This window comes from Kitasatospora sp. NPDC088134 (assembly GCF_044741705.1).
Taxonomy (GTDB): Bacteria; Actinomycetota; Actinomycetes; order Streptomycetales; family Streptomycetaceae; genus Kitasatospora.
In genome coordinates this window covers 1-21280 of record NZ_JBIUTD010000001.1, presented here as the reverse complement: position 1 = coordinate 21280, position 21280 = coordinate 1, and the positions used below count along the sequence as shown (strand labels likewise).

The following is a 21280-nucleotide window of genomic DNA, read 5'->3' as shown; positions in this document are numbered from 1 at the left end:
CGAACCGTCTCCTTGTCGAACCACCCCCTTGTCGAACCGCCCCACCGGAGAACGAAAGAGGTGAACCACCGTGTCGCACCACGCCCCGCCGCGCACCGCCCGGCCCGAACTGGACCGCGAGGTGCCCGTCCTGATGGTCCGGATCGGCCGCTACCCCTACTCGCACAGCCCGATCGGCGCGGTGCGCTCCTTCGGCCGCCTCGGCGTGCCCGTGCACGCCATGGTCGAGAGCAGGTGGACGGCCACCGCCGCCTCGCGCTACCTGGCCGGCGTGCACGTGCGGCCCACCACCGGATCCGAACCGGACGCCCAACTCCTCGACACCGTGAGATCGGTGGCCCGCTCCATCGGCCGGCCCGCGGTCGCCGTCTGCACCGATGACGAGTCCGCCTGCCTGCTCGCCGAGCACGCCGCCGAACTCGCCCCCGACCTGCTGCTGCCGCCCGTCCCCGCCGACCTGCCGCGCCGGCTCGCCGACAAGGGCGGCCTGTACCGGATCTGCCGCGAGCACGACGTGCCCGCCCCGCGCTCCGCCACCCCCGCCGACACGGCCGAACTCGTCGACGCCGCCCGCGACCTGGGCTACCCGCTGGTGCTGAAGAACCTCGCCCCGTTCAGCCGCCTCGCCCACCCCGTGGTCAGCCACACCACCGTGGTCCGGCAGGAGTCCGAGCTGCCCGACCTCGACCGCGGCGAACGCCAACCCGTGCTCCTCGCCCAGGAGTTCCTACCGCCCGAACACTGCGAGGACTGGTTCACCCACCTGACCTGCGGCCCCGACGGCGTGCCACTACTGGTGTTCACCGGCCGCAAGGAACGCGACTGGCCGCCCGGCGGCGGCTTCACCACCCTCGCCCAGTCGCTGCCCAACCCCGAACTCGCCGAACTGGCAGTCGAGTTGTGCTGCCGGATCGGTTACAGCGGGATCGCCGACCTGGACTGGCGCTACGACCGCCGCGACGGCCGGTACAAGCTGGTCGACTTCAACCCCCGCCAGGGCGCCCAGTTCCGGCTCTTCGAGACCACCACCGGCATCGACGTGGTCCGCGCCCTGCACCTGTGGCTGACCGGACGCCCCGTCCCCGCCGGCCCCCAACTGGTGCGCCGCTTCCGGGTCGGACGCCTCGACCTGCTCTCCGCCGCCGCGCACGCCTGGCAGGACCGCCGCCCCCCGCGCCACCTGCTGCCCGTCCGCGGCACCGTCCGCGCCTGGGCCTGCCGCGACGACCCCGTCCCGCTGCTCCTCGAAATCGCCCGCAGCGCGGGCACCGGCGCGACCCGCGCGGCGGGAAAGGCCAAGAGCCTTATTGCCGGAAGCAGTTGACGCTACGTCAGTTCCTTCGTGTCAAGGTGCGGGAGAGGCGGCGGGCCGCGAAACCGGTGCCGCAGACGAAGCGCATCACCGGGCCGAAGGTGTCCGCCGCCGCCAGGCCCGCGAAGTACAGGCCCGGCACCGAGGACTCGAAACCCGCCGACAGGCGCGGCGCGCCCCCGTGGGTGCGCAGCGCCCGCCGGAGCGCCGGGTCGAGGAGCTCCAGGCGGGCCACGTCCACCCGGTAGCCGGTCGCCGCCAGCACGTGCTCGGCCTCGACCGGCTCCGCCGCGCCCGCGAGGCGCAGCCGCACACCGCCGTCGACGGCCTCCGCGCCCGTCAGCTCCCGGCCGGCCAGCACCGGCACCCGGCCCTCGAAGCGCCCGCGCAGCCACCACGCCCCGGCCGGGCCCAGCACGGTGCGGACCAGGTGCGCGCGGGTGCGGTCGGGCAGCAGGCGGAACGCGGCGGGGCCGCGGCTGATCGCCAGCAGCGGCCAGCCCGGGCCGAGCGCCGACACGGGGGAGCGCAGCCGGGCGGGGGCCGGGCGCGCCGCGCCGTCCGGCGGCGGCGTCCCGAACGGCACCTGCGGGCGCCGCACGATCACCACCGGGTCGGCGCCCGCCTCGCGCAGCAGCGCCGCCCCCTCCAGCGCGGACTGCCCGGCGCCGACCACCGCGACCCGCCGCCCGGCGAACGCGGCCGGGTCGCCGAACGCGCTGGAGTGCGAGACCAGCCCCCGGGCGTGCAACTCGCGCAGCACCGGCGGCACCCACGCGTACGGCGGGAAACCGCTGGCCAGCACCACCGCGCCCGCCCCGAACGCCGTGCCGTCGGCGAGCCGCACCCGCAGCCCTCCGGCGTCCCGCCCGACCTCGGCCACCTGCGCGCGCTCCACTTCGGGTACGCACCGCCGCTGGAACCACTCGCCGTACCGGACGAACTCCTCGACGGGGATCGCGTACCGGTCGTCGACCGCGGCCTCGCCGCGGTCGCGGCGGAAGTCGGCGAAGGTGTGGCCGGGGCGGGGCGCCGCGATGGTCGACGCCGCGGGCGTCGACTTCAGGAACATGCCGGGCGGCATCCGCTCCCGCCAACTCTCCATCGGCACGCCCAGCACCCGGACCGGCACCCCGCGCGCCCGCAGGTGCGCCGCCACCGCGAGCCCGTACGGCCCCGCCCCCACCACCGCCACCACCGGCACACCCATCGGAAGCCTCCTCCGTTCGGCTGCCTCCAGCATGCGACGCCCACCGCCCCGTGGCACCCGGGCCCGGCCGCCCCGCCGCGGGCTGCGAACCGCAGCGGAGCCATGCCCTTCGGGTGGCGCGCTGCGGGGCCTGCCTCCGGATCGCGGGCGACATATCCGGCGGGGGCGATGATCACGCTGCTGAGTACCTGTCAGGCATGGTCAATGAGCAGGCGCGGGCCCGTGGGGGAGGCTTCGGAGACGGGCGTGAGTCGGCGCGGCAGAGTGGTGGAGCAGGTCGGGAATCCGGCTTCCGCGCCGGTCGGAGCGAAGCCGGCCTTGATGAGGACGCGGCCGGACGCCGGGTCGTCCGGGTGGTGCCGGGCGTACACCCGGGACACGCCGAAGCGTTGGGCCGGGCCGAGCAGGTGGCGGACGGCGAGGGTGGCACAGCCCCGGTTCCAGGTGTCCGGTCGCAGTCCGGTCGCAGGAGGTAGCGCACGGCCTCGGGGTGTGGATGCCGGGCATGGCCCGGGCGTCGTCGAGCACCGGTTCCCGTAGTTCGATCATCGGCGGCCGGCCTCGTGGAGAGCGGTGAGCCGGTCGGCGAGTTCGGTGGCCGGCGGGCGGTCCTTGGCATCGGTCAGCAGCACGTCCTTGAGTACCTGTTGAAGCTCGGGCCATGCCTCGGTGGGGGTGAGCGGTACGGTCCGTTCTCCGATCGCTTCGAGCAGCACGACCGGTCCGGCGGCCTTCCGGTCGATCCCCGCGGCTTCGTAGTCCAGGGGCCAGTCTCCCGTCGCGGCGGTCCACAGGGAGGCGGCGAGGGCGTACACGTCGGACAGGAAGGTGGTCAGCACGGGCTGACCGCCGGCCGTGATGTCGGTGGCCAGCTCGGGCGCGGTGAGGTGCACCATCGTTCCCCGGAACGCCGTCCAGGGCGTTTCTCCGAGCCGGCGGGACCAGGCGAAGCCGATCAGCCGCACCCCGTCCGCGGTGTGGAGCGCGTGGGCGGGCTGGAGGTCGCCGTGAATCCAACCGGGGCCGTGCAGGTCCGCGACGGCCCGGGCGACCTGGACGGCGCTCGCCAGCGCCTCGGGCCGCGCGTCGGCGCGCCCGGCGCGAACGGACCTGAACCGCTGCCAGGTGCTCGGCCCCTCCTCCCAGCGCGTGACGTACCAGACCCCGCCGCCGTCGATCCGGCCGACCAGCACGTCGTACCCGGGAAGCCGCTCCAGCACGGACGCCTCGCGCGCGGTGACCTCGGCGGCCTCCCCGGTGCCGAGCTTGACGGCCACCGCCCCCTCCGAACCGCCGGCCTTCCAGACCGCCGAGCCGCGCCGGTCACTGATCGCCGTCAGCGTGACGGGCCCGCACAGGGACTCCGCGGCCTTCAGGGCCGCTGCGGCACCGGCAGGGAACTCGCCCATTCTCGAACTGCCTTCCACTCGCAAGGGGGGGCAGGCCATGGGCAGCGTGCCGGAGTTCCAGTGGTGGGAACCATCCCCGCAGGCGCGGGGAGCGGGCGGCGGCCGGCGCCGAACAGGCCGTGATGCTGGGGCCATCCCCGCGTGGGCGGGGAGCAGCAGGCCACCGCGCGCTCGCGCTCCTGGGCGATGGAGCCATCCCCGCGCTGGCGGAGAAGACGCAGCCCCCACCGGCCCTCGCCCACCGCCTGACTGACCTCCGCGCTAGCGGAGAAGCCCCTCGCGACCTGCGATGTTGTGCGGGGTTTGCAGTTTCTTTGCCTGGGTTGATTGTTTGGGTGTGTTGTGGCGCCAGGGAGCGATGCAGATTCATCGTGGCACGCGGGTGCGACGCCAGAGTTTCGGCGTCTACGGTTCCAGGCGGGGGTCGTCGATGTCGACGGTGGCGATCCCGGGCGGATACAGCTCTGTGCGGGCCGTCAGGATCAGGTGCTGCTGCGGGCGCACCGGGGTGGGCAGGCTCGTGGCGATGGCGTGGGCCACGTCCTGGCCTCCGTATCCGTCCCGGACTATGGTCGCCACCACCACCGCGGACGTCGCGTCCAGGGACTCGAACTCGAGCGCCGGCAGCGCCAGGACCGCCTGCGCCACGCCCTCGTCCCCGAGCTCCGCCTCCACCAGACACAGCACAGGGATCAGCAGGTGCTGGAACGGGCTGTGCAGTGCGGAGTCCACGATCCGGTGCAGGCGCGGATGACCGGCGGCCAGGGCGGCCAGGGCACTTGAATCCAGGACGATCACGCGCTGCGCCGGGGAGCGACCTTGGCGCGCGCGTCGGCCGCAGCGATGTCGTAGACCCGCTGCAGCAGATCCGGACCCCGGTCCAACTCCGCGTCCGGCAGCGTCATGCCGAAGCGCTCCCGCAGCAGGCGACGGCCTTCTGCGACACGTTCGGCGATCTGCTCCACAGTGGGCTGCTGCTCCACCAGCAGGGCCACCTGAGCGCCGATCGTGGTGCCGCGGGCCGCCGCGAGAGCGGCCAGCCGGTCGCGCGTATCAGGGGAGACCTTGATCGTCGCATCAGCCATACCACGATCGTACCCTGCTGGTATACCGATGGTGTACCAGCAGGGGAGGGCACTCTTATCAAACCCACGCCCGGAAAGAGAACCCGACCAACATGGCGACACCGGAGTCATAGTGCGGCTGACCTCCGCGGGGCCACTCCCGTGTGCATGGGGAACAGCTGCCGGTGGTCTGGACGAGCCGCATGCCCTGAGGGTCATCCCCGCGCAGGCGGGGAGCAGGGCAGGTTCGGAACGGCCCCGGTGATCGGCGGGGAGAGGGCATCCCCGCGCAGGCCGGGAGCAGTTGGACACGGCCATGTCGCACCAGGGATTGTAGGGGGCATCCCCGCGCGGGCGGGGAACAGCTTGTTGACCTGCGGTGTTATGCGGTGGCCGCGCGGGGATTCGCCGTCTTCCGGGATTCGGTCATAAGTGACATACCGTCACCTTCTCTGCGCTGAGGCAGGTCTTGTGCTTCGCAGGGGAGGGAGCGGTTGTCGGGCGTGGTGTCGCCCGAGTGATGATGTGCCGGGTGGTGCTGTGGAGGTGTCAAGGAGCGCGGTGGTGCGGGCGCATGCTCCCACGGCCCTCCGACACCACACCGTGGCCACCTCCGCGGAGGCGCGGAACAGGCGGGGTTGCTCTGGCCGGCAACAGCGGCCAAGGGATCAGGTCATCCCCCGCGCAGGCGGGGAGCAGCTCCTGGACGCGGCGTTCCAAGCGAGCGGGCCGGGGTCATCTCCGCGCAGGCGGGGAGCAGGAAGTGCAGAAGCGCGCGAACTGCCCAGGCCAGGGGCCATCCCCGCGGGAGCGGCGAGCAGGTCAGCGCCGAGATCCGAACCTTAAACGAACCGGGGCCATCCCCGCGGACGCTGGGAGCAGGTGCTGAACCTGATCCTGATGTTCTCGGGTCAGGGGTCATCCCCGCAGGCGCGGGGAGCAGCCCACGGGGCGGAACAAGGCCACGCCGTTGACGAGGCCATCCCCGTGCGGACAGGGAGCAGCGAGCGAACATCGGCAGCGACGCGCACGACGTGGGACCATCCCCGCAGGCGCGGGGAGCAGCTCGGCCTCGACCCGGCACCGGGGACCGTGTCGGGACCATCCCCGCAGGCGCAGGGAGCAGCCGGTGATCGACTGGTATGACGCCAGCGGCACGGGACCATCCCCGCAGGCGCGGGGAGCAGGTGACCAGTCCGGCACCGACCTTGGCGCCGGTGGGACCATCCCCGCAGGCGCGGGGAGCAGTGCATTCCGCACGGGATTTCCGCGCATTCCTATGGACCATCCCCGCAGGCGCGGGGAGCAGAATGGGCCCTTGTGGGCAGGACTGACCAGGCTGGGACCATCCCCGCAGGCGCGGGGAGCAGGCGCTTCGCTCGGTGGTGCGGAAGGCGATGTTGGGACCATCCCCGCAGGCGCGGGGAGCAGAACCGTCGGTTCATCAGACCGATGCTCTCACCGGGACCATCCCCGCAGGCGCGGGGAGCAGTGCTGCTGGCGCCTGGCGGCGTGGAGGCGCTGGGGACCATCCCCGCAGGCGCGGGGAGCAGGAGTAGATCTTGTTCGGGCCGTAGTTGCGGAGGGGACCATCCCCGCAGGCGCGGGGAGCAGGCTCGATCAGGGGGTGGCGCTGCTGCGGCAGCTGGACCATCCCCGCAGGCGCGGGGAGCGGCGGCCACACAGAAGGCGGTGGACCGGGCGGAGGGACCATCCCCGCAGGCGCGGGGAGCAGACGAGTTGCTGGCCAAGCAGCAGCACGGAATCGGGACCATCCCCGCAGGCGCGGGGAGCAGGTGACGATCGCCGGCCCCTGCCACTCCGTGCAGGGACCATCCCCGCAGGCGCGGGGAGCAGCCGTACCCGGCCGGGTCCGGCAGCTCCTTCTGGGGACCATCCCCGCAGGCGCGGGGAGCAGACGGACACCGCCGCCGCCACGCACTTCGCCCTGGGACCATCCCCGCAGGCGCGGGGAGCAATCCGACGCGCCGCCGGCCCTCAACACCGTGCAGGGACCATCCCCGCAGGCGCGGGGAGCAGCCGCTGGTCCAGCAGTCCGGCGGCTGCCCGCTGGGACCATCCCCGCAGGCGCGGGGAGCAGTGGGGCCGCCGGCCTTGCCGCGCCTCTTGCCCGGGACCATCCCCGCAGGCGCGGGGAGCAGCCGGAGGGCTGGACCGGCTGGCTTCGCGCGAAGGGACCATCCCCGCAGGCGCGGGGAGCAGCCGCCAAGCTCGGCGAGACCGTGAAGGCGCTCGGGACCATCCCCGCAGGCGCGGGGAGCAGATGCTCCCAGCCAGCGCGGCCACTTCCCCCGAGGGACCATCCCCGCAGGCGCGGGGAGCAGGGATTGCGCGTTCTCCAGGCGTGTCATTTTGGAGGACCATCCCCGCAGGCGCGGGGAGCAGGACCTCGGCAGCGGCCGGCACTTGCTGCACTGGGGACCATCCCCGCAGGCGCGGGGAGCAGTTGATCCAGAACCCCGACCGGCCGAGCGAGCGGACCATCCCCGCAGGCGCGGGGAGCAGGCCGCGACGGAGTTCGTCGGGCTGCCGGCCCGGGGACCATCCCCGCAGGCGCGGGGAGCAGTTGATCCGGCTCCAGTCGTCCCCGTCCATCCCGGGACCATCCCCGCAGGCGCGGGGAGCAGCTCACACCGATTGCGCGCCCCAAGGCGGCGAAGGGACCATCCCCGCAGGCGCGGGGAGCAGGCCTTGGGTGCGGCGTCCTGGTCGCGGTTCTCCGGACCATCCCCGCAGGCGCGGGGAGCAGCTGTTGGCGCGCGGAGTTCCTGGATGGCTGACGGGACCATCCCCGCAGGCGCGGGGAGCAGAGGATGCTGACCGCGCGGCGCTGCCACTGCTCGGGACCATCCCCGCAGGCGCGGGGAGCAGAAGTCCCTGCTGATCGGCGGCGCGCTCGGCATGGGACCATCCCCGCAGGCGCGGGGAGCAGGGGGGTTCGGCGGAGATGGGTTCGTAGACGGTGGGACCATCCCCGCAGGCGCGGGGAGCAGTCTTGTTGACCTGCGGTGTTATGCGGTGGCAGTGCGGGAATTCGCCATCTTCCGAGATTCGGTCATACGTGACATACCGTCACTTTCTCTGTGTCGAGACGGGTTCTGTACTTCGCTGGGGAGGGAGGTTGCCGGTCGGGTGGTGCTGTGGAGGTGTCAAGGAGCCTGGAGTACGGCGCGATGCTCCCACGGCCGTACGACACGGCGCCGCGATCCGCCGAACCCGCCCCAACGGCACAGGTCGTCGGCCCACCACAGCCGGGGAAGCAGATCACCACCGGCCGATACGACGACCAGACGTGGGGACCATCCCCGCGCAGGCGGGGAGCAGGGCAGCCCCGACCTGTACCTGGACGACGGCCTGGGGTCATCCCCGCACAGGCAGGGAGCAGTCAGCCCAGAGCGGCTCGTCGGCCGCCCGGCTGGGAAATTTTCCGTAGGTGTAGGACGCAGATGTGGACCGCGTCGGCCTTGTTATGTGTTGCCGACGTCGGCTGCTCGGGGTACCAGCCGGGGTGGGACGGGTTGGGAAGGTACGGCGTAAGCGGCGTAGGCGCGTTGGCGTTCTCTGTGCCAGATTTTCAGCAGGACCTCGTCCGAGACCGGCACGGCGAATCCGAGGTTCTTAAGGATTCCACGGAAGTATGCGGGCGGTCCTCCGTCGGCAGTTGTCACGAGTGCGGACATCAATGGGCCATCGGCCCAGCTGGCTTCGCGTTCAACGGCTGTCAGCAGTCGGCGGCGTTCTGCGTCGCTTGCGGTCGCGGTGGTTTTCGGCAGTTGGGGCCAGGTTGTCGTTCCGCCTTGTCGTGCGACGGCGATCAGGTGGTCGCGCAGGTGTTGGGGGCGTTGCTCGGCGGCGATGGTCTCGTCGAGGCGCGGTACTGCGGGGGTATCGGGCTGTGAACGGCGCTCTTTCCTGCTCTTCTTGTCCGCTTTCGCGCGTGTTGCCGCGATGGCGGCTTCCAGTTCGATGGTGATGCTCCGCAGGAGTTGACTGCCGCGTTTGTTGTCCGCGGTCTGGAGGGTTCCTTGGAGGTAGCGCCGGGCGAGCCTCAGTTCGTCGGTGAGCCGCTTCTTTGTCGCCGCGTCGGTTACCGTCTTGGCGAGCGTTCTGCCTTCGGCGACAAGCTTCTCCAGTGCGTCTCGTTCTGCGGCTTGGCGTTGGGCTGTGCGATCCGGTGCTTGTCGGGGAGGGCGACTGCTCACGGGCGACCGGCGCTGCCGGGTTTGGAGCGGCTGTCCGACGAGTATCTCCGGGACGGCTGCGTCGAGGGGCAGCGGGGACGGCATCGTACGCGGTGGGACACCGTACTTGGCGAAAGCCCGATCGGACTCCCTCTGGCACCACCTTCTGAGCTGCGCGCTCGATGACGCTCGCCCGATCCCGAGATCCTCCAGGACGTCGGGCAGGAAGGGCAGCGGGTCGCCGGATTCTGTCCGTATGAGCGCCGAGAGCACTGGGTCGTTCCGGTGGAAGACCTGATCCACGGCGGCGAGGATGTCCTGCAGTTCTTCGTCGCTTCGACTGGAGAGATCTGTGTCAACCGTCTGCATCAGACGGGTCCAGGTCGGGCGATTGCCCCAACGGGCGTCCAGTTCCAGGGCCTCGCGCAGAGCGGTAACCAGGACGTCACCGTCCATATCGCGGGGTCCGGAGTCCGTGTCTGTCGATGATCTCGGCACGGTGGCAGGGTCGCCGACCGGTGTCTTCCTACGGGTGGCACGAATCTTTCGTGTGGCCGGCGTGGTCAGTCCGTCGCCGGTCAGCACTGCTTGGGTGAAGGGGGCCCACTCGATGCCGCCAGTTGCCTGCTGCACGCCCAGGTAGGGGCAGCGCTCTGCCCCACGTGTCTCGAAACGGATGCGGAAGACGAACCCCTGCTCGTCGAAGAACTCGCGTGGCACCGGCATGCCTGTGCCGAAGACCCAGTCGCCACGGCCGGGTCGGACCACTTCCGCAGAGGCCCCCCAAAGGTGCTCGGCCCCGCGGCCCAGCCGGATCCGGAGGGTCCGCCCGTCATACAGGTCCACATCGATGCCCGAGTTCGGCACCTCTGTCTTCCTTGCCCACCGCACATCGCCGGCGAAGCCCTGCTCGGGCAGCCACTGAACCAGCGTCTGGCGCATGAAGAGATGGTCTGCGCTGTCCTCCCCCGTAGCTGTCCGCGTGCAGGCATGATGCGGATGGTGGGCGAAATGGCAGACTTTATCAGTATAGAGACGGTCGGTCAGCGGCTCGCCGCAACCGCCGAGCAACGTGCCGCACCAGTAGGTGTACGTGGGATGCTTCCGTCTCCACACAGCCAGCTCGTCCGCCTGCATGGGAAGAATGATCGCCAGATCCGAACTTCCACTGCCGATCACGGCAGTCTGTATGCGGCGGTGATCGTCATACGGCGACGGCATTCACGCTCCAGCAGCAAAGACAATGCGACGCAGAAGAGACGATGCTGCCACGGAAAGTAGCGTCGCGAGCCCAAATCCCGAACTACGCCATCGCGCAGTCGGGACCATCCCCGCGGGCCCGAGAGCAGACGTTCGTCGCTACGGCCTGCACCGGCCGCCAAGGGGTCATCCCCGCGGGCGCGGGGAGCAGAAGCACCCCTTGTGGGTGTGGACAAAGGCCCCCGGACCATCCCCGCGTTCGCGGAGAAGACGCGGCCCCCGGCTTCGGCGCCCGATGCGGTCGCGGCTGACCTCCGCGTTCGCGGAGAAGACGCAGCGGCTGTACATCTACGCCATCGGGGGCACGGCTGACCTCCGCGGCTGCGGAGAGGACCCGCTCGCGGAAGAGACCCTCGAACTCGACTACGGCTGACCTCCGTGCTGGCGGAAAGGACCTTCGTGACCTGGGGCGTTGTGACGGCTTTGCAGGTTCTTTGCCCGTCTTGGTTGTTGGGCGTGTTGTGGTGTCAAGGAGCGGTGCGGGTTCATGGTGGCATGCAGGTAGGACGCCGGGGAGCGGGGAGTTGCCGGTCCGGTGATGTCTTCCCCGGGTCGGACCCGGTCCTCGAGTGGGGGTCTCGCCGCGGGTGCTGGCAGGCGGACCTCCCCGCCCGGGGCCGTCCGACCCGGACCCGTGAAAACCGCGCGGCCCGGGAACCGGCGCGGCTCCCCGCCACGTCCGAACAGCGAGCGCAGGACCACAACGGCGCGAGGGACAGGGGCGGGGACGATGACAGGGACCGGCGCAAGCACACCGCGCAACTGGCGCCACTACAGCGCGGCCGCACTGGCCTCGGCCGTCGTACCGGCGGTCTTCCTGCAGGCGACCCGGCTAGCGAACTGGCAGGTCGAACACCCGGTGCCCGTCCCCGGCGACGACTCGCCCGGCGGCGGGAACCTGGGCAGCGTGCTCGCCGTCCCGCTGTTCGGCTTCGCCCTGCTGCTCTCCCTGGTCCTCCCCGCGCTGTGGGGCACTGCTGCGGTCCGGTCCGCGACGGGGCGGACACCGGGCGTGCTCCCGGAGATCACGGCCACCCTGCAGGGCGTCGCACTCCTGGTCGCCCTGGGGGCCGCCGCCTTCCTGCCCCGCACCTGGCTCTGGGCCCCGGCCCTCGTCGCCGCCGAACTGCTCGCCGTTGCCATTGCCCGGAACCCGCGCCGGATCGCCCGGTCCGGCTGCTGAACTTGATCGGTGATGTCGATGCCGTTCGCCTGACGGTGGCGGGTCCCTCCCGGTGGCCCTGGATCGTGAGATACGCGCAGGGCGGCGGGCGGGGAGGGCTGCGAGGGAGCGGGGCCGGCTGGAGGCCGTGGAACGCTTCGAGGACGGCCCCTCGCACGCCCGCACCCGGCACTCGGGCGGCTGACCTCCGCGGACGCGGAGAAGACAGGAGAGCCCGTCATGGTGCTCCACCGAACGACGGCTGACCTCCGCGTTCGCGGAGAAGACGGCCTACGCGACGGCGGCATGGACTGGAACGCCGGCTGACCTCCGCGACCGGGGAGAGGACTTCATACCAGAGCCGGGCCACGAGCCGGCGGCCGGCTGACCTCCGCAGCTGCGGAGAGGACTCCCCGGCCAGCGCCCAGGCGGTCGAGAGCGACGGCTGACCTCCGCGCAGGAGGGGAGCAGCCGGAACGGTGCCATGTCGGCCACGACCTCGGGGGCCATCCCCGCGGGCGCGGGGAGCAGAGAGAGCTGACCTGGCGCAGGCGCAGGACCTCGGGGCCATCCCCGCGCGGGCGGGGAGCAGCCGGGCCGGAATCTTGTCCGTGTCCACCGCCTGGGACCATCCCTGCAGGCGTGGGGAGCAGGAACTGGCCGTCGGCGGTTTGCGTCGGCAGCGGGGACCATCCCCGCAGGCGCGGGGAGTAGGCGGTGGTCGCCTCCGTCGGCGTCGCCGTCCCGGGACCATTCCCGCGCGGGGGGCGCATCAGTTGGGACCACATCACCTGGGGGCCATCCCCGCGGGCGCGGGAGCAGTTCCGGGGACAGGGGATCATGGGCCACTGGCCGGGGCTATCCCCGCGGGCGCGGGGAGCAGTGCACTGGGGGTCACGTACGGGCCGGTTTGACGGGGTCATCCCCGCAGGTGTGGGGAGCAGATGGGGCTGACCTCGAACATCGGCAGCACACAGGGAGTATCCCGGCAGGCGCGGGGAGCAGCGGGAGGCCTTCGCTTCGACGGCGGACGTCTGGGGACCATCCCCGCGCAGGCGGGGAGCAGTGGCGCAGGACGAAGTTGCCGTGCCGGTCGGCGGGGCCATCCCCGCGCAGGCGGGGAGCAGAACATGCTCTGGTACCACCGCGGGGTGCCGGCGAGGCCATCCCCGCGGGCGCGGGGAGCAGGTAGCGCTCCACCAGGCCGCGGGTGCCGGCGAGGGGCCATCCCCGCGGGCGCAGGGAGCAGACTCTTGCACTCGAAAACTTGTGTGACGGGCCGGGGCCATCCCCGCGCAGGCGGGGAGCAGGTACCCTGCATCACGCCACCACCTCTCGTGTGGGGGCCATCCCCGCAGGCGCGGGGAGCAGTTCCAGCGGACCAGCGACACCGACTGCTGCAGGGGGCCATCCCCGCGCGGGCGGGGAGCAATTGCCCCTGGCCGCCATCGCGCCGCGGTCGGAGGGACCATCCCCGCAGACACGGGGAGCAGTTGGCTGTGCAGGGCGGGGGCGGGTCGGCCGGCGGGCCATCCCCGCAGGCACGGGGAGCGGGCCCGGTAGGGCGCGCTCTTCTCCAACAGGCGGGGGCCATCCCCGCGGGCGCGGGGAGCAGTTCGGCACGGTGGGGCAGTCCGGTGCCCGGGCGGGACCATCCCCGCGCGGGCGGGGAGCAGGCGGTACTCGGACGGACGCCGTCATTGCGGCCGGGACCATCCCCGCGCAGGCGGGGAGCAGACGACACCAAAGTGTCGCTGATCGGGACCGTCGGGGTCATCCCCGCGCAGGCGGGGAGCAGCTACCTGATGGCCCGTCGGGAGGACCGGTGACGGGGTCATCCCCGCGCAGGCGGGGAGCAGCATCGCCTCGGTGGCGTCTGCCTCCATCTGCCGGGGGCATCCCCGCGCAGGCGGGGAGCAGCTGCTGTGGGAGATCACCAGCTACACCCAGGCGGGGGCATCCCCGCGCAGGCGGGGAGCAGGGAGGTAGTCCCCGCACAGGTGCGCGAGGAGGAGGGGCATCCCCGCGCAGGCGGGGAGCAGCCCGGCTGGACCACGAGCCTCGCGGACAGCCCGGGGTCATCCCCGCGCAGGCGGGGAGCAGCGGTGGGGAGTCACCTGACCCCCACTCAGATCAGGGGCATCCCCGCGCAGGCGGTGAGCAGATGCCCAGCGTGAAGATCTTGTTCATGGTGTCGGGGGCATCCCCGCGCAGGCGGGGAGCAGGTGATCGCACACACCGCATCGGGCATCCAGCAGGGGGCATCCCCGCGCAGGCGGGGAGCAGAGCACCCATGGACATCATGCCCATCGACCCCGAGGGGCATCCCCGCGCAGGCGGGGAGCAGGCCGCGGGGAAAAATGCTCGACACGGACGCGAAGGGGCATCCCCGCGCAGGCGGGGAGCAGTCGATCACCTCGGCCCGGACGTTACCGGCGTGGGGGGCATCCCCGCGCAGGCGGGGAGCAGCTTCATCTGCCGTCGGGGTTCGGACGTTGATCGGGGGCATCCCCGCGCAGGCGGGGAGCAGTTGAGGATGATCCGGCTGCGGGTGAAGCCGCGGGGGGCATCCCCGCGCAGGCGGGGAGCAGGTGTCCATATCCACGCCTTCTGATCAGGATGCGGGGTCATCCCCGCGCAGGCGGGGAGCAGGTCCAGTGCCTGCTCGCCGTCGCGGGGGTGCGGGGGGCATCCCCGCGCAGGCGGGGAGCAGGGCGGAGTCCCCGGGCCCGTTCTGGGTGAGGGGGGGCATCCCCGCGCAGGCGGGGAGCAGGTCCCCACCCAGCGGGCCGACGGCTTCATCCCGGGGGCATCCCCGCGCAGGCGGGGAGCAGGTGTAGATACGGGACGCGATGTCGGTCTGACCGGGGGCATCCCCGCGCAGGCGGGGAGCAGTTCTTCTGCTGCTCGGCGCTCAGCGCGTAGTAGGGGGCATCCCCGCGCAGGCGGGGAGCAGGCCGTCCTGGTCGCCACCGGGACGGCCCACTTGGGGGCATCCCCGCGCAGGCGGGGAGCAGCCTGTCCGCCAGGTGTCGCCGAGTGTCGGCTAGGGGGCATCCCCGCGCAGGCGGGGAGCAGCTTCCGGCTCGCGTGCAGCCGGGAGTACATCGCGGGGGCATCCCCGCGCAGGCGGGGAGCAGTCTTGTTGACCTGCGGTGTTATGCGGTGGCAGTGCGGGAATTCGCCATCTTCCGAGGTTCGGTCATAAGTGACATACCGTCACCTTCTCTGTGTCGAGACGGGTCTTGTGCTTCGCCGGGGGAGGGGAAGGCGGTTGTCGGGTGTGGTGTCGCCCGAGTGGTGATGTGCCGGGTGGTGCTGTGGAGGTGTCAAGGAGCGTGGCGGCGCCGGGTGATGCTCCCACGGCCGTACGACACGGCGCCGCGATCCGCCGAACCCGCCCGCCCGCACAGGCCGCCGGCCCACCACAGCCGGGGAAGCAGACCACCACCCCCGACACCAGGACCGGACGTGGAGACCATCCCGCAGGGGCGGGGAGCAAGCCCCGTGGGTAAGCGCCTGGGACCGCGCGGCGGGGTCATCCCCGCGGGCGCAGGGAGCAGAACCACGCGTTGGCGACGTCTTCGGCGAGGCGGGGACCATCCCCGCAGGGGCGGGGAGCAGTCCGACCTCGACAAGGACAACCCGCCCTCCGGGGGGCCGTCCCCGCGCGGGCAGGTCACTCGTCCCGAGTCGCTCGTTTCAAGTCGACTGTACGGCAGAGTATTGAAGTGTACAGTTGCGTACATGAGTGACACCTTGCCGATCACGGAGGCGCGGGCCTGTCTCGGCTCGCTGGTGCGGCGTGCCTCCCACGCCCGTGAGCGCATCACCATCACCGACCACGGCCAGCCGGCCGCCGTCCTGATCAACCCGCAGGAACTGGCCGACCTCGAGGACGCCCTCGCCCTGGCCCAGTACCGCGCACGGCAGGCGGCCGGCGAGAGCACCGGCCTGCCCCACGAGAAGGTCCGCGCCCAGCTCGGCCTGGGACCGACCGCTTGAAATACACGATCCTCTGGGACGAGCCGGCCATCAACGCCGCCGCCCGGTTCCTCAAGGACGACCCCGAAGGCCTGCGGCAGCTCATGGACGCCGTCGACCTGCTCGCCGCATCCCCGCGCCCGCCGGGCAGCACCGAGTACGGCTCCGCCGACCTGCGCCGCATACACGTCGGCCGCTACCGCGTGATGTACGAGATCACCGAGACCACCGTCACCGTCATCGTGATCCACCTCGGTCGAATCGGCTGAACACCCACCCCCGGAAAATCCCAGCCACCAAGAACCATCACCGCAGGGCCATCCCCGCAGGCACGGGGAGCAACTGGGCGGCGTCTCGCACGAGACTCAGGTGCTGGACCATCCCTGCGCAGGCGGGGAGCAGCGGTCGCCCTCCAGGAAGTCCTGGGCGGTCTTGGGGCCATCCCCACGCGGGCGGGGAGCAGGACGGCACGCCGGTGTACGACATCGGCCCCTGGGGGTCATCCCCATGCGGGCGGGGAGCAGGCCTTGTCCTGCGGGGTCAGGTCCGGGCGGCCGGGACCATCCCCGCGCGGGCGGGGAGCAGACCATCCCCGCAGGCGCGGGGAGCAGGGGACTGGATCGACCGCCTCGATCCCCGCAACGGGGTCATCCCCACGCAGGCGGGGAGCACCTCCAGGAGGTGCTGCGGCTGTCGATCCGTCAGGGGTCATCCCCGCGGGCGCGGGGAGCAGGACGAGGATCGCCGCCACTGTGTTCGGGCTGAGGGGCCATCCCCGCGGGCGCGGGGAGCAGACCAGCAGCGCGAGCTGGCCCTGCGTGGTCGCGGGGTCATCCCCGCGCGGGCGGGGAGCGGGTGGTCGTCTGCGCGCCGCTGAGTCCGAAGTTGGGGTCATCCCCGCGCGGGCGGGGAGCGGTGTTGACCTGCGGTGTTATGCGGTGGCAGTGCGGGAATTCGCCGTCTTCCGGGATTCGGCCATAAGTGACATACCGTCACTTTCTCAGTGTCGAGACGAGGCCTGTGCTCCGCCGGGGAAGGAGGGGGTTGTCGGTCGGGTGGTGTTGTGGAGGTGTCAAGGAGCCCGGAGTACGGCGCGATGCTCCCACGGCCGTACGACACGACGCCGTGATCCGGCGAACCCACTCACCCGCACCCGGTCCACCCCCGCGCAGGCGGGGAGCAACTGCTGGTGTTCGGCTTGTCGGGCAAGTTCACGGGGGCATCCCCGCGCAGGCGGGGAGCAGGGTCGGTCGGTGCGCACCTCGTAGAGGAGGTCGGGGCCATCCCCGCGCGGGCGGGGAGCAGCGAGCGGAGCCCGCCCGGCGCGCCACCGAGCAGGGGCCATCCCCGCAGGCGCGGGGAGCAGGACTCCGTGTTCCTCGTCGTCTTCGACAAGCAGGGGTCATCCCCGCGGGCGTGGGGAGCAGGACGGCACGCGCAACAAGGTGGTGGCGGGCCCGGGGCCATCCCCGCGGGCGCGGGGAGCAGCCGTGGCCGAGTGAGGCAGCTTTGGCGGAGCGGGGGTCATCCCCGCAGGCGCGGGGAGCAGGGGAGGCTCTGGTACTTCCCGTGCTTCTGGTGGGGGTCATCCCCGCGCAGGCGGGGAGCAGCTCGCCAAGCGGCAGACCAGCTTCCTGCGCCGGGGGCCATCCCCGCAGGCGCGGGGAGCAGTGGGTCACCGATGTCGTCAACGCGTACTCCGCGGGGTCATCCCCGCGGACCCGGGGAGCAGCAGAGCTTCACGATCCAGCTCGCCACCTCGTAGGGGCCATCCCCGCGCGGGCAGGGAGCAGGTGAAGCGGTTGAAGAGGTCGCCGGCCTCCTCGGGGCCATCCCCGCGCGGGCGGGGAGCAGCGTGTTGACCTGCGGTGTTATGCGGTGGCAGTGCGGGAATTCGCCATCTTGCGGGATTCGGCCATAAGTGACATACCGCCACCTTCTCTATCTCTGCGTCGAGGCGGGCCTTGTGCTTCGCAGGGGGACAGGGGGAGGGAAGGCGGTGGTCGGGTGTGGTGTCGCCCGAGTGATGGTGTGCCGGGTGGTGCTGTGGAGGTGTCAAGGAGCGTGGCGGCGCCGGGTGATGCTCCCACAGCCGTACGACACGGCACCACGATCCGCCGAACCCGCCCACCCGCACAGGCCGCCGACCCACCACAGCCGGGGAAGTGGCTTTGTACACGGGCTGCGGAGTCAGTTCGTCACGACTTCGGGAGGCACCTGCGGACCGGACGACTCGATGTTCACGAGAACGGGAGTCATCCGCTGGTGTCCGGCAACGGCGCGGTGCTCGCTCCCGCCTGAACCCCGTAGCCAGCGCTTTTGTCCTGCGCCCCAAGTGGGCTGCAACCGGTGTCCTGCTGGTCACTACCAAGGTGCTGACCGCTCTCGTGAACATTCGGCTCGGGCGCTGACTCCCAAACTGCCGTCGAAATGCTGCTCTGCGACGTGAACAGAGCCAGGGAAGCAGGTCACCATCGCCCAACACCACGACCGGACGTGGAGACCATCTCGCAGGGGCGGGGAGCATGGACTGTTCCGAACCCGCCCCTGCCGTAGGGTCATCCCCGCGGGCGCGGGGAGCAGGGGGAATGTTTGACCTGCGGTTTTGTCGGGGGAGGGCCATCCCTGCGGGCGCGGGGAGCAGTACGCCGACGCCGAGGACGAGATGGGCCGTCCGGGGCCATCCCCGCGGGCGCGGAGAGCAGAGGTGCACGAGTGTGTGCGGATGGTCCGTGGTGGGGCCATCCCCGCGCGGGCGGGGAACAGCGCCGCGACGGCTGGACGGTGTTCAGCGCCCCGGGACCATCCCCGCGCGGGCGGGGAGCAGATCACCTTCGGCCCGAGGTCGCGGCCGAGCCCGGGACCATCCCCGCGCGGGCGGGGAGCAGCGCTGCGACAGCATCGCGTCGGTCAGCCGGTTGGGACCATCCCCGCGCGGGCGGGGAGCAGCGCGCTTGGCCGAGGGGTGGGGGTCGAGGGGGGGACCATCCCCGCGCGGGCAGGGAGCAGCTGACCTGGATTTCCTCCACGACGTAAGCCCAGGGACCATCCCCGCGCGGGCGGGGAGCAGTCGAGAGCATCGCGGGCGAGATCAAGGCCGTCGGGACCATCCCCGCGCGGGCGGGGAGCAGCGCAGCACCGGGTAGGTCGGCGACCCACCCGTGGGACCATCCCCGCGCGGGCGGGGAGCAGCGCCCGATCCGTGTCCCGCCCCGCCCTGGCTCGGGACCATCCCCGCGCGGGCGGGGAGCAGCGGCTGATCCGTCCCGGGACCGGCCGCACCTGTGGACCATCCCCGCGCGGGCGGGGAGCAGCGGCTGATCCGTCCCGGGACCGGCCGCACCTGTGGACCATCCCCACGCAGGCGGGGAGCAGACCCTCGCGGTCGCCGCGTTCGACACCGACCCGGGGCCATCCCTGCAGGCGCGGGGAGCAGGCGTCGGAGCCGAAGATGGTCGCCATCGCCGCGGGGCCATCCCCGCGGGCGCGGGGAGCAGGGCAGCAGCGCGGCCGGTGGACGGAGTACCCGGGGGCCATCCCGCGGGCGCGGGGAGCAGAAAACGCGACAGCGCCTCACTGGACCGGTGGCGGAGGCCATCCCCGCGGGCGCGGGGAGCAGAAAGCGGTGAGAGCCTTCGGAAGCTCGGTGATGGGGCCATCCCCGCGGGCGCGGGGAGCAGGTCACGGTCTCCAGCGGCCCGTACGTGGAGCGGGGGCCATCCCCGCGGGCGCGGGGAGCAGGGGCGACCATCGGTTCTGCCAGAACCGATACAGGGGCCATCCCCGCGGGCGCGGGGAGCAGCGAACGCCGAAGACCTGGCACAGGACACCTGGGGGGCCATCCCCGCGGGCGCGGGGAGCAGAAAGCGGTGAGAGCCTTCGGAAGCTCGGTGATGGGGCCATCCCCGCGGGCGCGGGGAGCAGGGCCTCTACTCCTCCGATCTCCTGGCGACGTCGGGGCCATCCCCGCGGGCGCGGGGAGCAGTGACGCCAGGTACTGCTGCTACAAACGCTGTAGGGGCCATCCCCGCGGGCGCGGGGAGCAGGGGGTGTCCGACCAGCGGGCCAGCTCCTCCTCGGGGCCATCCCCGCAGGCGCGGTGAGCAGGACGCCAGCTGCTTCAGCCTCGACGGCATCGCGGGACCATCCCCGCGGATGTGGGGAGCAGGCCTCCCGCCAGCAGCAGGAGACTGACAGCTGAGGGTCATCCCCGCCTGCGTGGGGGCGTCTGCTCGCCGTCGTCGAGCAGGCGGAACTCTGGCCACCGGTGCGGTCAGACAGGCTGGCCGGGTTCGTCGAGCCAGGCATGCCAGCCGGCCGGGGTGACAGTGAGTCCGAGTCGTTCGACACGTGGTTCACCAGCGTCGTGCCACCAGGTGAGGACCTTTTCGAACTCGTCCCACAGGTGGCGGCCGCCGTATTGGCGGACCTGGTGGACGTCCTCGCCGTCGCGGAAGGCCACTGCTGCCCAGGCAGGGACGGTCAGTGAGTAGAGCCACAGGGTCCGGGCGCCGTCCGGGTGGGGCTGGATGGCGTGGACGACGTCGGGCAGGCGCAGTCCGGCGGCGAAGGGAAAGGGGTCGAACTTGCCGTGGTCGGGGAGTTGGGCGGTGGTGGTGGTTTCGGTGACGGTGCCGCCGGGGGCGGGGTTGGCAGGCCAGGCGAGGCGGTGGGAGTGCATCTTCATGAACTCGACGGGCTGGAGGAACGGCCCGGACGCGGTGCCGTCGCCGGTCGCGGTGAGGCGGAGCAGGGCGTCGGCGTTGGAGTAGTGGGTGCCGAACGGGGCGAGGATCAGTCCGCCGGGGCGGGTCTGTTCGATCCAGGCCGGGGGGATGTCGCGCAGGCCGTAGGTGGCGATGATTCGGTCGTAGGGGGCACCGGGCGGGTGGCCGTGTGCGCCGTCGCCGCACACCACGTGTGGGTGGAAGCCGGCGGTGTGGAGTGCGGTGTGGGCCTGGGCGCAGACGGCAGGGTCGATCTCGATGGTGGTCACGTGGCTGTCGCCGAGCCGGTGGCTCAGCAGGGCGGCGTTCCAGCCGGTCCCGGTGCCCTGTTCCAGGATCCGCATCCCGGGCTCGGCCTTCAGGTCGTCGAGCATGGAGGCGACCAGCGAGGGCTGCGAGGCGGAGCTGGTGGGGACTGTGCCGGGCTCGGTGCCCTGGTGGTCGCCGTCGTCCCACTGCGTGACGATCGGGACGTCCGCGGCGGCGGCCGCCCGCCAGCCGGCCTCGTCCGCGCTCCTCTCGACGGGCCGGCTGGTTCCGCTGGCCATGTCGTGTGCCCATACCAGGTCCGGGAGAAACAGCGCCCGGGGCACGGCGGCGAATGTCGGCGCCCACGCGTCGGAGACAGGGAGGGGCCGCCCCTCACCGGGGTGGCCCCTCTGGCCGGGTGCGAGGGTCACTTGCGGCGCCCGCCGTCACCGGGCGGGGTGGTCCCGTCCGGCGACGGCGGCGTGGGCGGAGGAGTCCACGGCGTGCCGGGATGACCGTCGCCCCCGCTACCGCCCCCGTCTCCGCCCGAGTTCTCCACGTCCATAGTGCTGTCCATGCGAGCCTCCTCTAAGAGGGCGTTCGATAGGGGATTCCCCCCAACTGTCCGGATTTGATCGCTGCGGCACGGACTCGATTCCAGGATCTCGTGGCGACCGGGTCCGTGTCCGCGATATTGATCA

General features: G+C 72.1%; 12 protein-coding genes and 3 CRISPR repeat arrays. Of the genes, 5 read left to right on the top strand and 7 right to left on the bottom strand.

Going from position 1 to position 21280, the window contains the following annotated elements; all coding sequences use genetic code 11:
* Nucleotides 1–70: 70 nt before the first annotated feature.
* Nucleotides 71–1324 carry an ATP-grasp domain-containing protein gene (locus ACIOHG_RS00060; protein ID WP_400943300.1) on the top strand — a complete coding sequence of 418 codons (1254 nt, stop codon included), beginning with the start codon at nt 71–73 and terminating at the stop codon, nt 1322–1324.
* A 7-nt stretch (nt 1325–1331) separates the two neighbouring features.
* Here ACIOHG_RS00060 and ACIOHG_RS00055 read toward each other — a convergent pair whose 3' ends face one another.
* The 6 genes from ACIOHG_RS00055 to ACIOHG_RS00030 all read right to left on the bottom strand — a co-directional run bounded on the left by ACIOHG_RS00055 (nt 1332) and on the right by ACIOHG_RS00030 (nt 10376).
* On the bottom strand, nt 1332–2522 hold the full coding sequence (locus tag ACIOHG_RS00055) for an FAD-dependent oxidoreductase (protein ID WP_400943297.1): 1191 nt from the start codon (nt 2520–2522) through the stop codon (nt 1332–1334).
* Between the two features lie 191 nt (nt 2523–2713).
* Nucleotides 2714–2980, bottom strand: coding sequence for a GNAT family N-acetyltransferase (locus ACIOHG_RS00050; protein ID WP_400944803.1), 267 nt, complete (start codon nt 2978–2980; stop codon nt 2714–2716).
* Between the two features lie 87 nt (nt 2981–3067).
* Nucleotides 3068–3931 carry a protein kinase gene (locus ACIOHG_RS00045; RefSeq protein ID WP_400943295.1) on the bottom strand — a complete coding sequence of 288 codons (864 nt, stop codon included), beginning with the start codon at nt 3929–3931 and terminating at the stop codon, nt 3068–3070.
* A gap of 405 nt (nt 3932–4336) precedes the next feature.
* Nucleotides 4337–4729 carry a hypothetical protein gene (locus ACIOHG_RS00040; protein ID WP_400943292.1) on the bottom strand — a complete coding sequence of 131 codons (393 nt, stop codon included), beginning with the start codon at nt 4727–4729 and terminating at the stop codon, nt 4337–4339.
* Complete coding sequence (locus ACIOHG_RS00035) at nt 4726–5016, bottom strand: hypothetical protein (RefSeq protein WP_400943289.1); 291 nt, start codon at nt 5014–5016, stop codon at nt 4726–4728. Before ACIOHG_RS00035 ends, ACIOHG_RS00040 begins: the two co-directional genes overlap by 4 nt.
* Before the next feature lie 582 nt (nt 5017–5598).
* Nucleotides 5599–8009: a CRISPR direct-repeat array (repeat unit 28 nt; unit sequence GGACCATCCCCGCAGGCGCGGGGAGCAG).
* 474 nt (nt 8010–8483) lie between these two features.
* On the bottom strand, nt 8484–10376 hold the full coding sequence (locus ACIOHG_RS00030) for a competence protein CoiA family protein (protein ID WP_400943286.1): 1893 nt from the start codon (nt 10374–10376) through the stop codon (nt 8484–8486).
* A 316-nt stretch (nt 10377–10692) separates the two neighbouring features.
* Here ACIOHG_RS00030 and ACIOHG_RS00025 point away from each other — a divergent pair, with 316 nt between their 5' ends.
* The 4 genes from ACIOHG_RS00025 (at nt 10693) to ACIOHG_RS00010 (ending at nt 15872) form a co-directional block, all read left to right on the top strand.
* Nucleotides 10693–10830 carry a hypothetical protein gene (locus tag ACIOHG_RS00025; protein WP_400943283.1) on the top strand — a complete coding sequence of 46 codons (138 nt, stop codon included), beginning with the start codon at nt 10693–10695 and terminating at the stop codon, nt 10828–10830.
* A 357-nt stretch (nt 10831–11187) separates the two neighbouring features.
* Nucleotides 11188–11640 carry a hypothetical protein gene (locus tag ACIOHG_RS00020; protein WP_400943280.1) on the top strand — a complete coding sequence of 151 codons (453 nt, stop codon included), beginning with the start codon at nt 11188–11190 and terminating at the stop codon, nt 11638–11640.
* Nucleotides 11641–12413: 773 nt separating this feature from the next.
* Nucleotides 12414–14759: a CRISPR direct-repeat array (repeat unit 28 nt; unit sequence GGGGCATCCCCGCGCAGGCGGGGAGCAG).
* A gap of 607 nt (nt 14760–15366) precedes the next feature.
* On the top strand, nt 15367–15624 hold the full coding sequence (locus ACIOHG_RS00015; RefSeq protein ID WP_400943277.1) for a type II toxin-antitoxin system Phd/YefM family antitoxin: 258 nt from the start codon (nt 15367–15369) through the stop codon (nt 15622–15624).
* Nucleotides 15621–15872, top strand: coding sequence for a type II toxin-antitoxin system RelE/ParE family toxin (locus ACIOHG_RS00010; protein ID WP_400943274.1), 252 nt, complete (start codon nt 15621–15623; stop codon nt 15870–15872). The genes ACIOHG_RS00015 and ACIOHG_RS00010 overlap by 4 nt, the downstream gene beginning before the upstream one ends.
* A 2285-nt stretch (nt 15873–18157) precedes the next feature.
* Nucleotides 18158–19832: a CRISPR direct-repeat array (repeat unit 29 nt; unit sequence GGGACCATCCCCGCGCGGGCGGGGAGCAG).
* Between the two features lie 44 nt (nt 19833–19876).
* Here the strand turns inward: ACIOHG_RS00010 and ACIOHG_RS00005 are convergent.
* Nucleotides 19877–20878, bottom strand: a complete 1002-nt coding sequence (locus tag ACIOHG_RS00005; RefSeq protein WP_400943271.1) for a methyltransferase domain-containing protein — start codon at nt 20876–20878, stop codon at nt 19877–19879.
* Between the last annotated feature and the right edge of the window lie 402 nt (nt 20879–21280).

What these genes read in the sequence shown, in the direction of transcription:
- ACIOHG_RS00015 (WP_400943277.1), top strand. Translation starts at nt 15,367, where the DNA reads ATGAGTGACACCTTGCCGATCACGGAGGCGCGGGCCTGTCTCGGCTCG.
- ACIOHG_RS00005 (WP_400943271.1), bottom strand. Translation starts at nt 20,878, where the DNA reads ATGGCCAGCGGAACCAGCCGGCCCGTCGAGAGGAGCGCGGACGAGGCC.
- ACIOHG_RS00045 (WP_400943295.1), bottom strand. Translation starts at nt 3,931, where the DNA reads ATGGGCGAGTTCCCTGCCGGTGCCGCAGCGGCCCTGAAGGCCGCGGAG.
- ACIOHG_RS00020 (WP_400943280.1), top strand. Translation starts at nt 11,188, where the DNA reads ATGACAGGGACCGGCGCAAGCACACCGCGCAACTGGCGCCACTACAGC.
- ACIOHG_RS00025 (WP_400943283.1), top strand. Translation starts at nt 10,693, where the DNA reads ATGCGGTCGCGGCTGACCTCCGCGTTCGCGGAGAAGACGCAGCGGCTG.
- ACIOHG_RS00055 (WP_400943297.1), bottom strand. Translation starts at nt 2,522, where the DNA reads ATGGGTGTGCCGGTGGTGGCGGTGGTGGGGGCGGGGCCGTACGGGCTC.
- ACIOHG_RS00035 (WP_400943289.1), bottom strand. Translation starts at nt 5,016, where the DNA reads ATGGCTGATGCGACGATCAAGGTCTCCCCTGATACGCGCGACCGGCTG.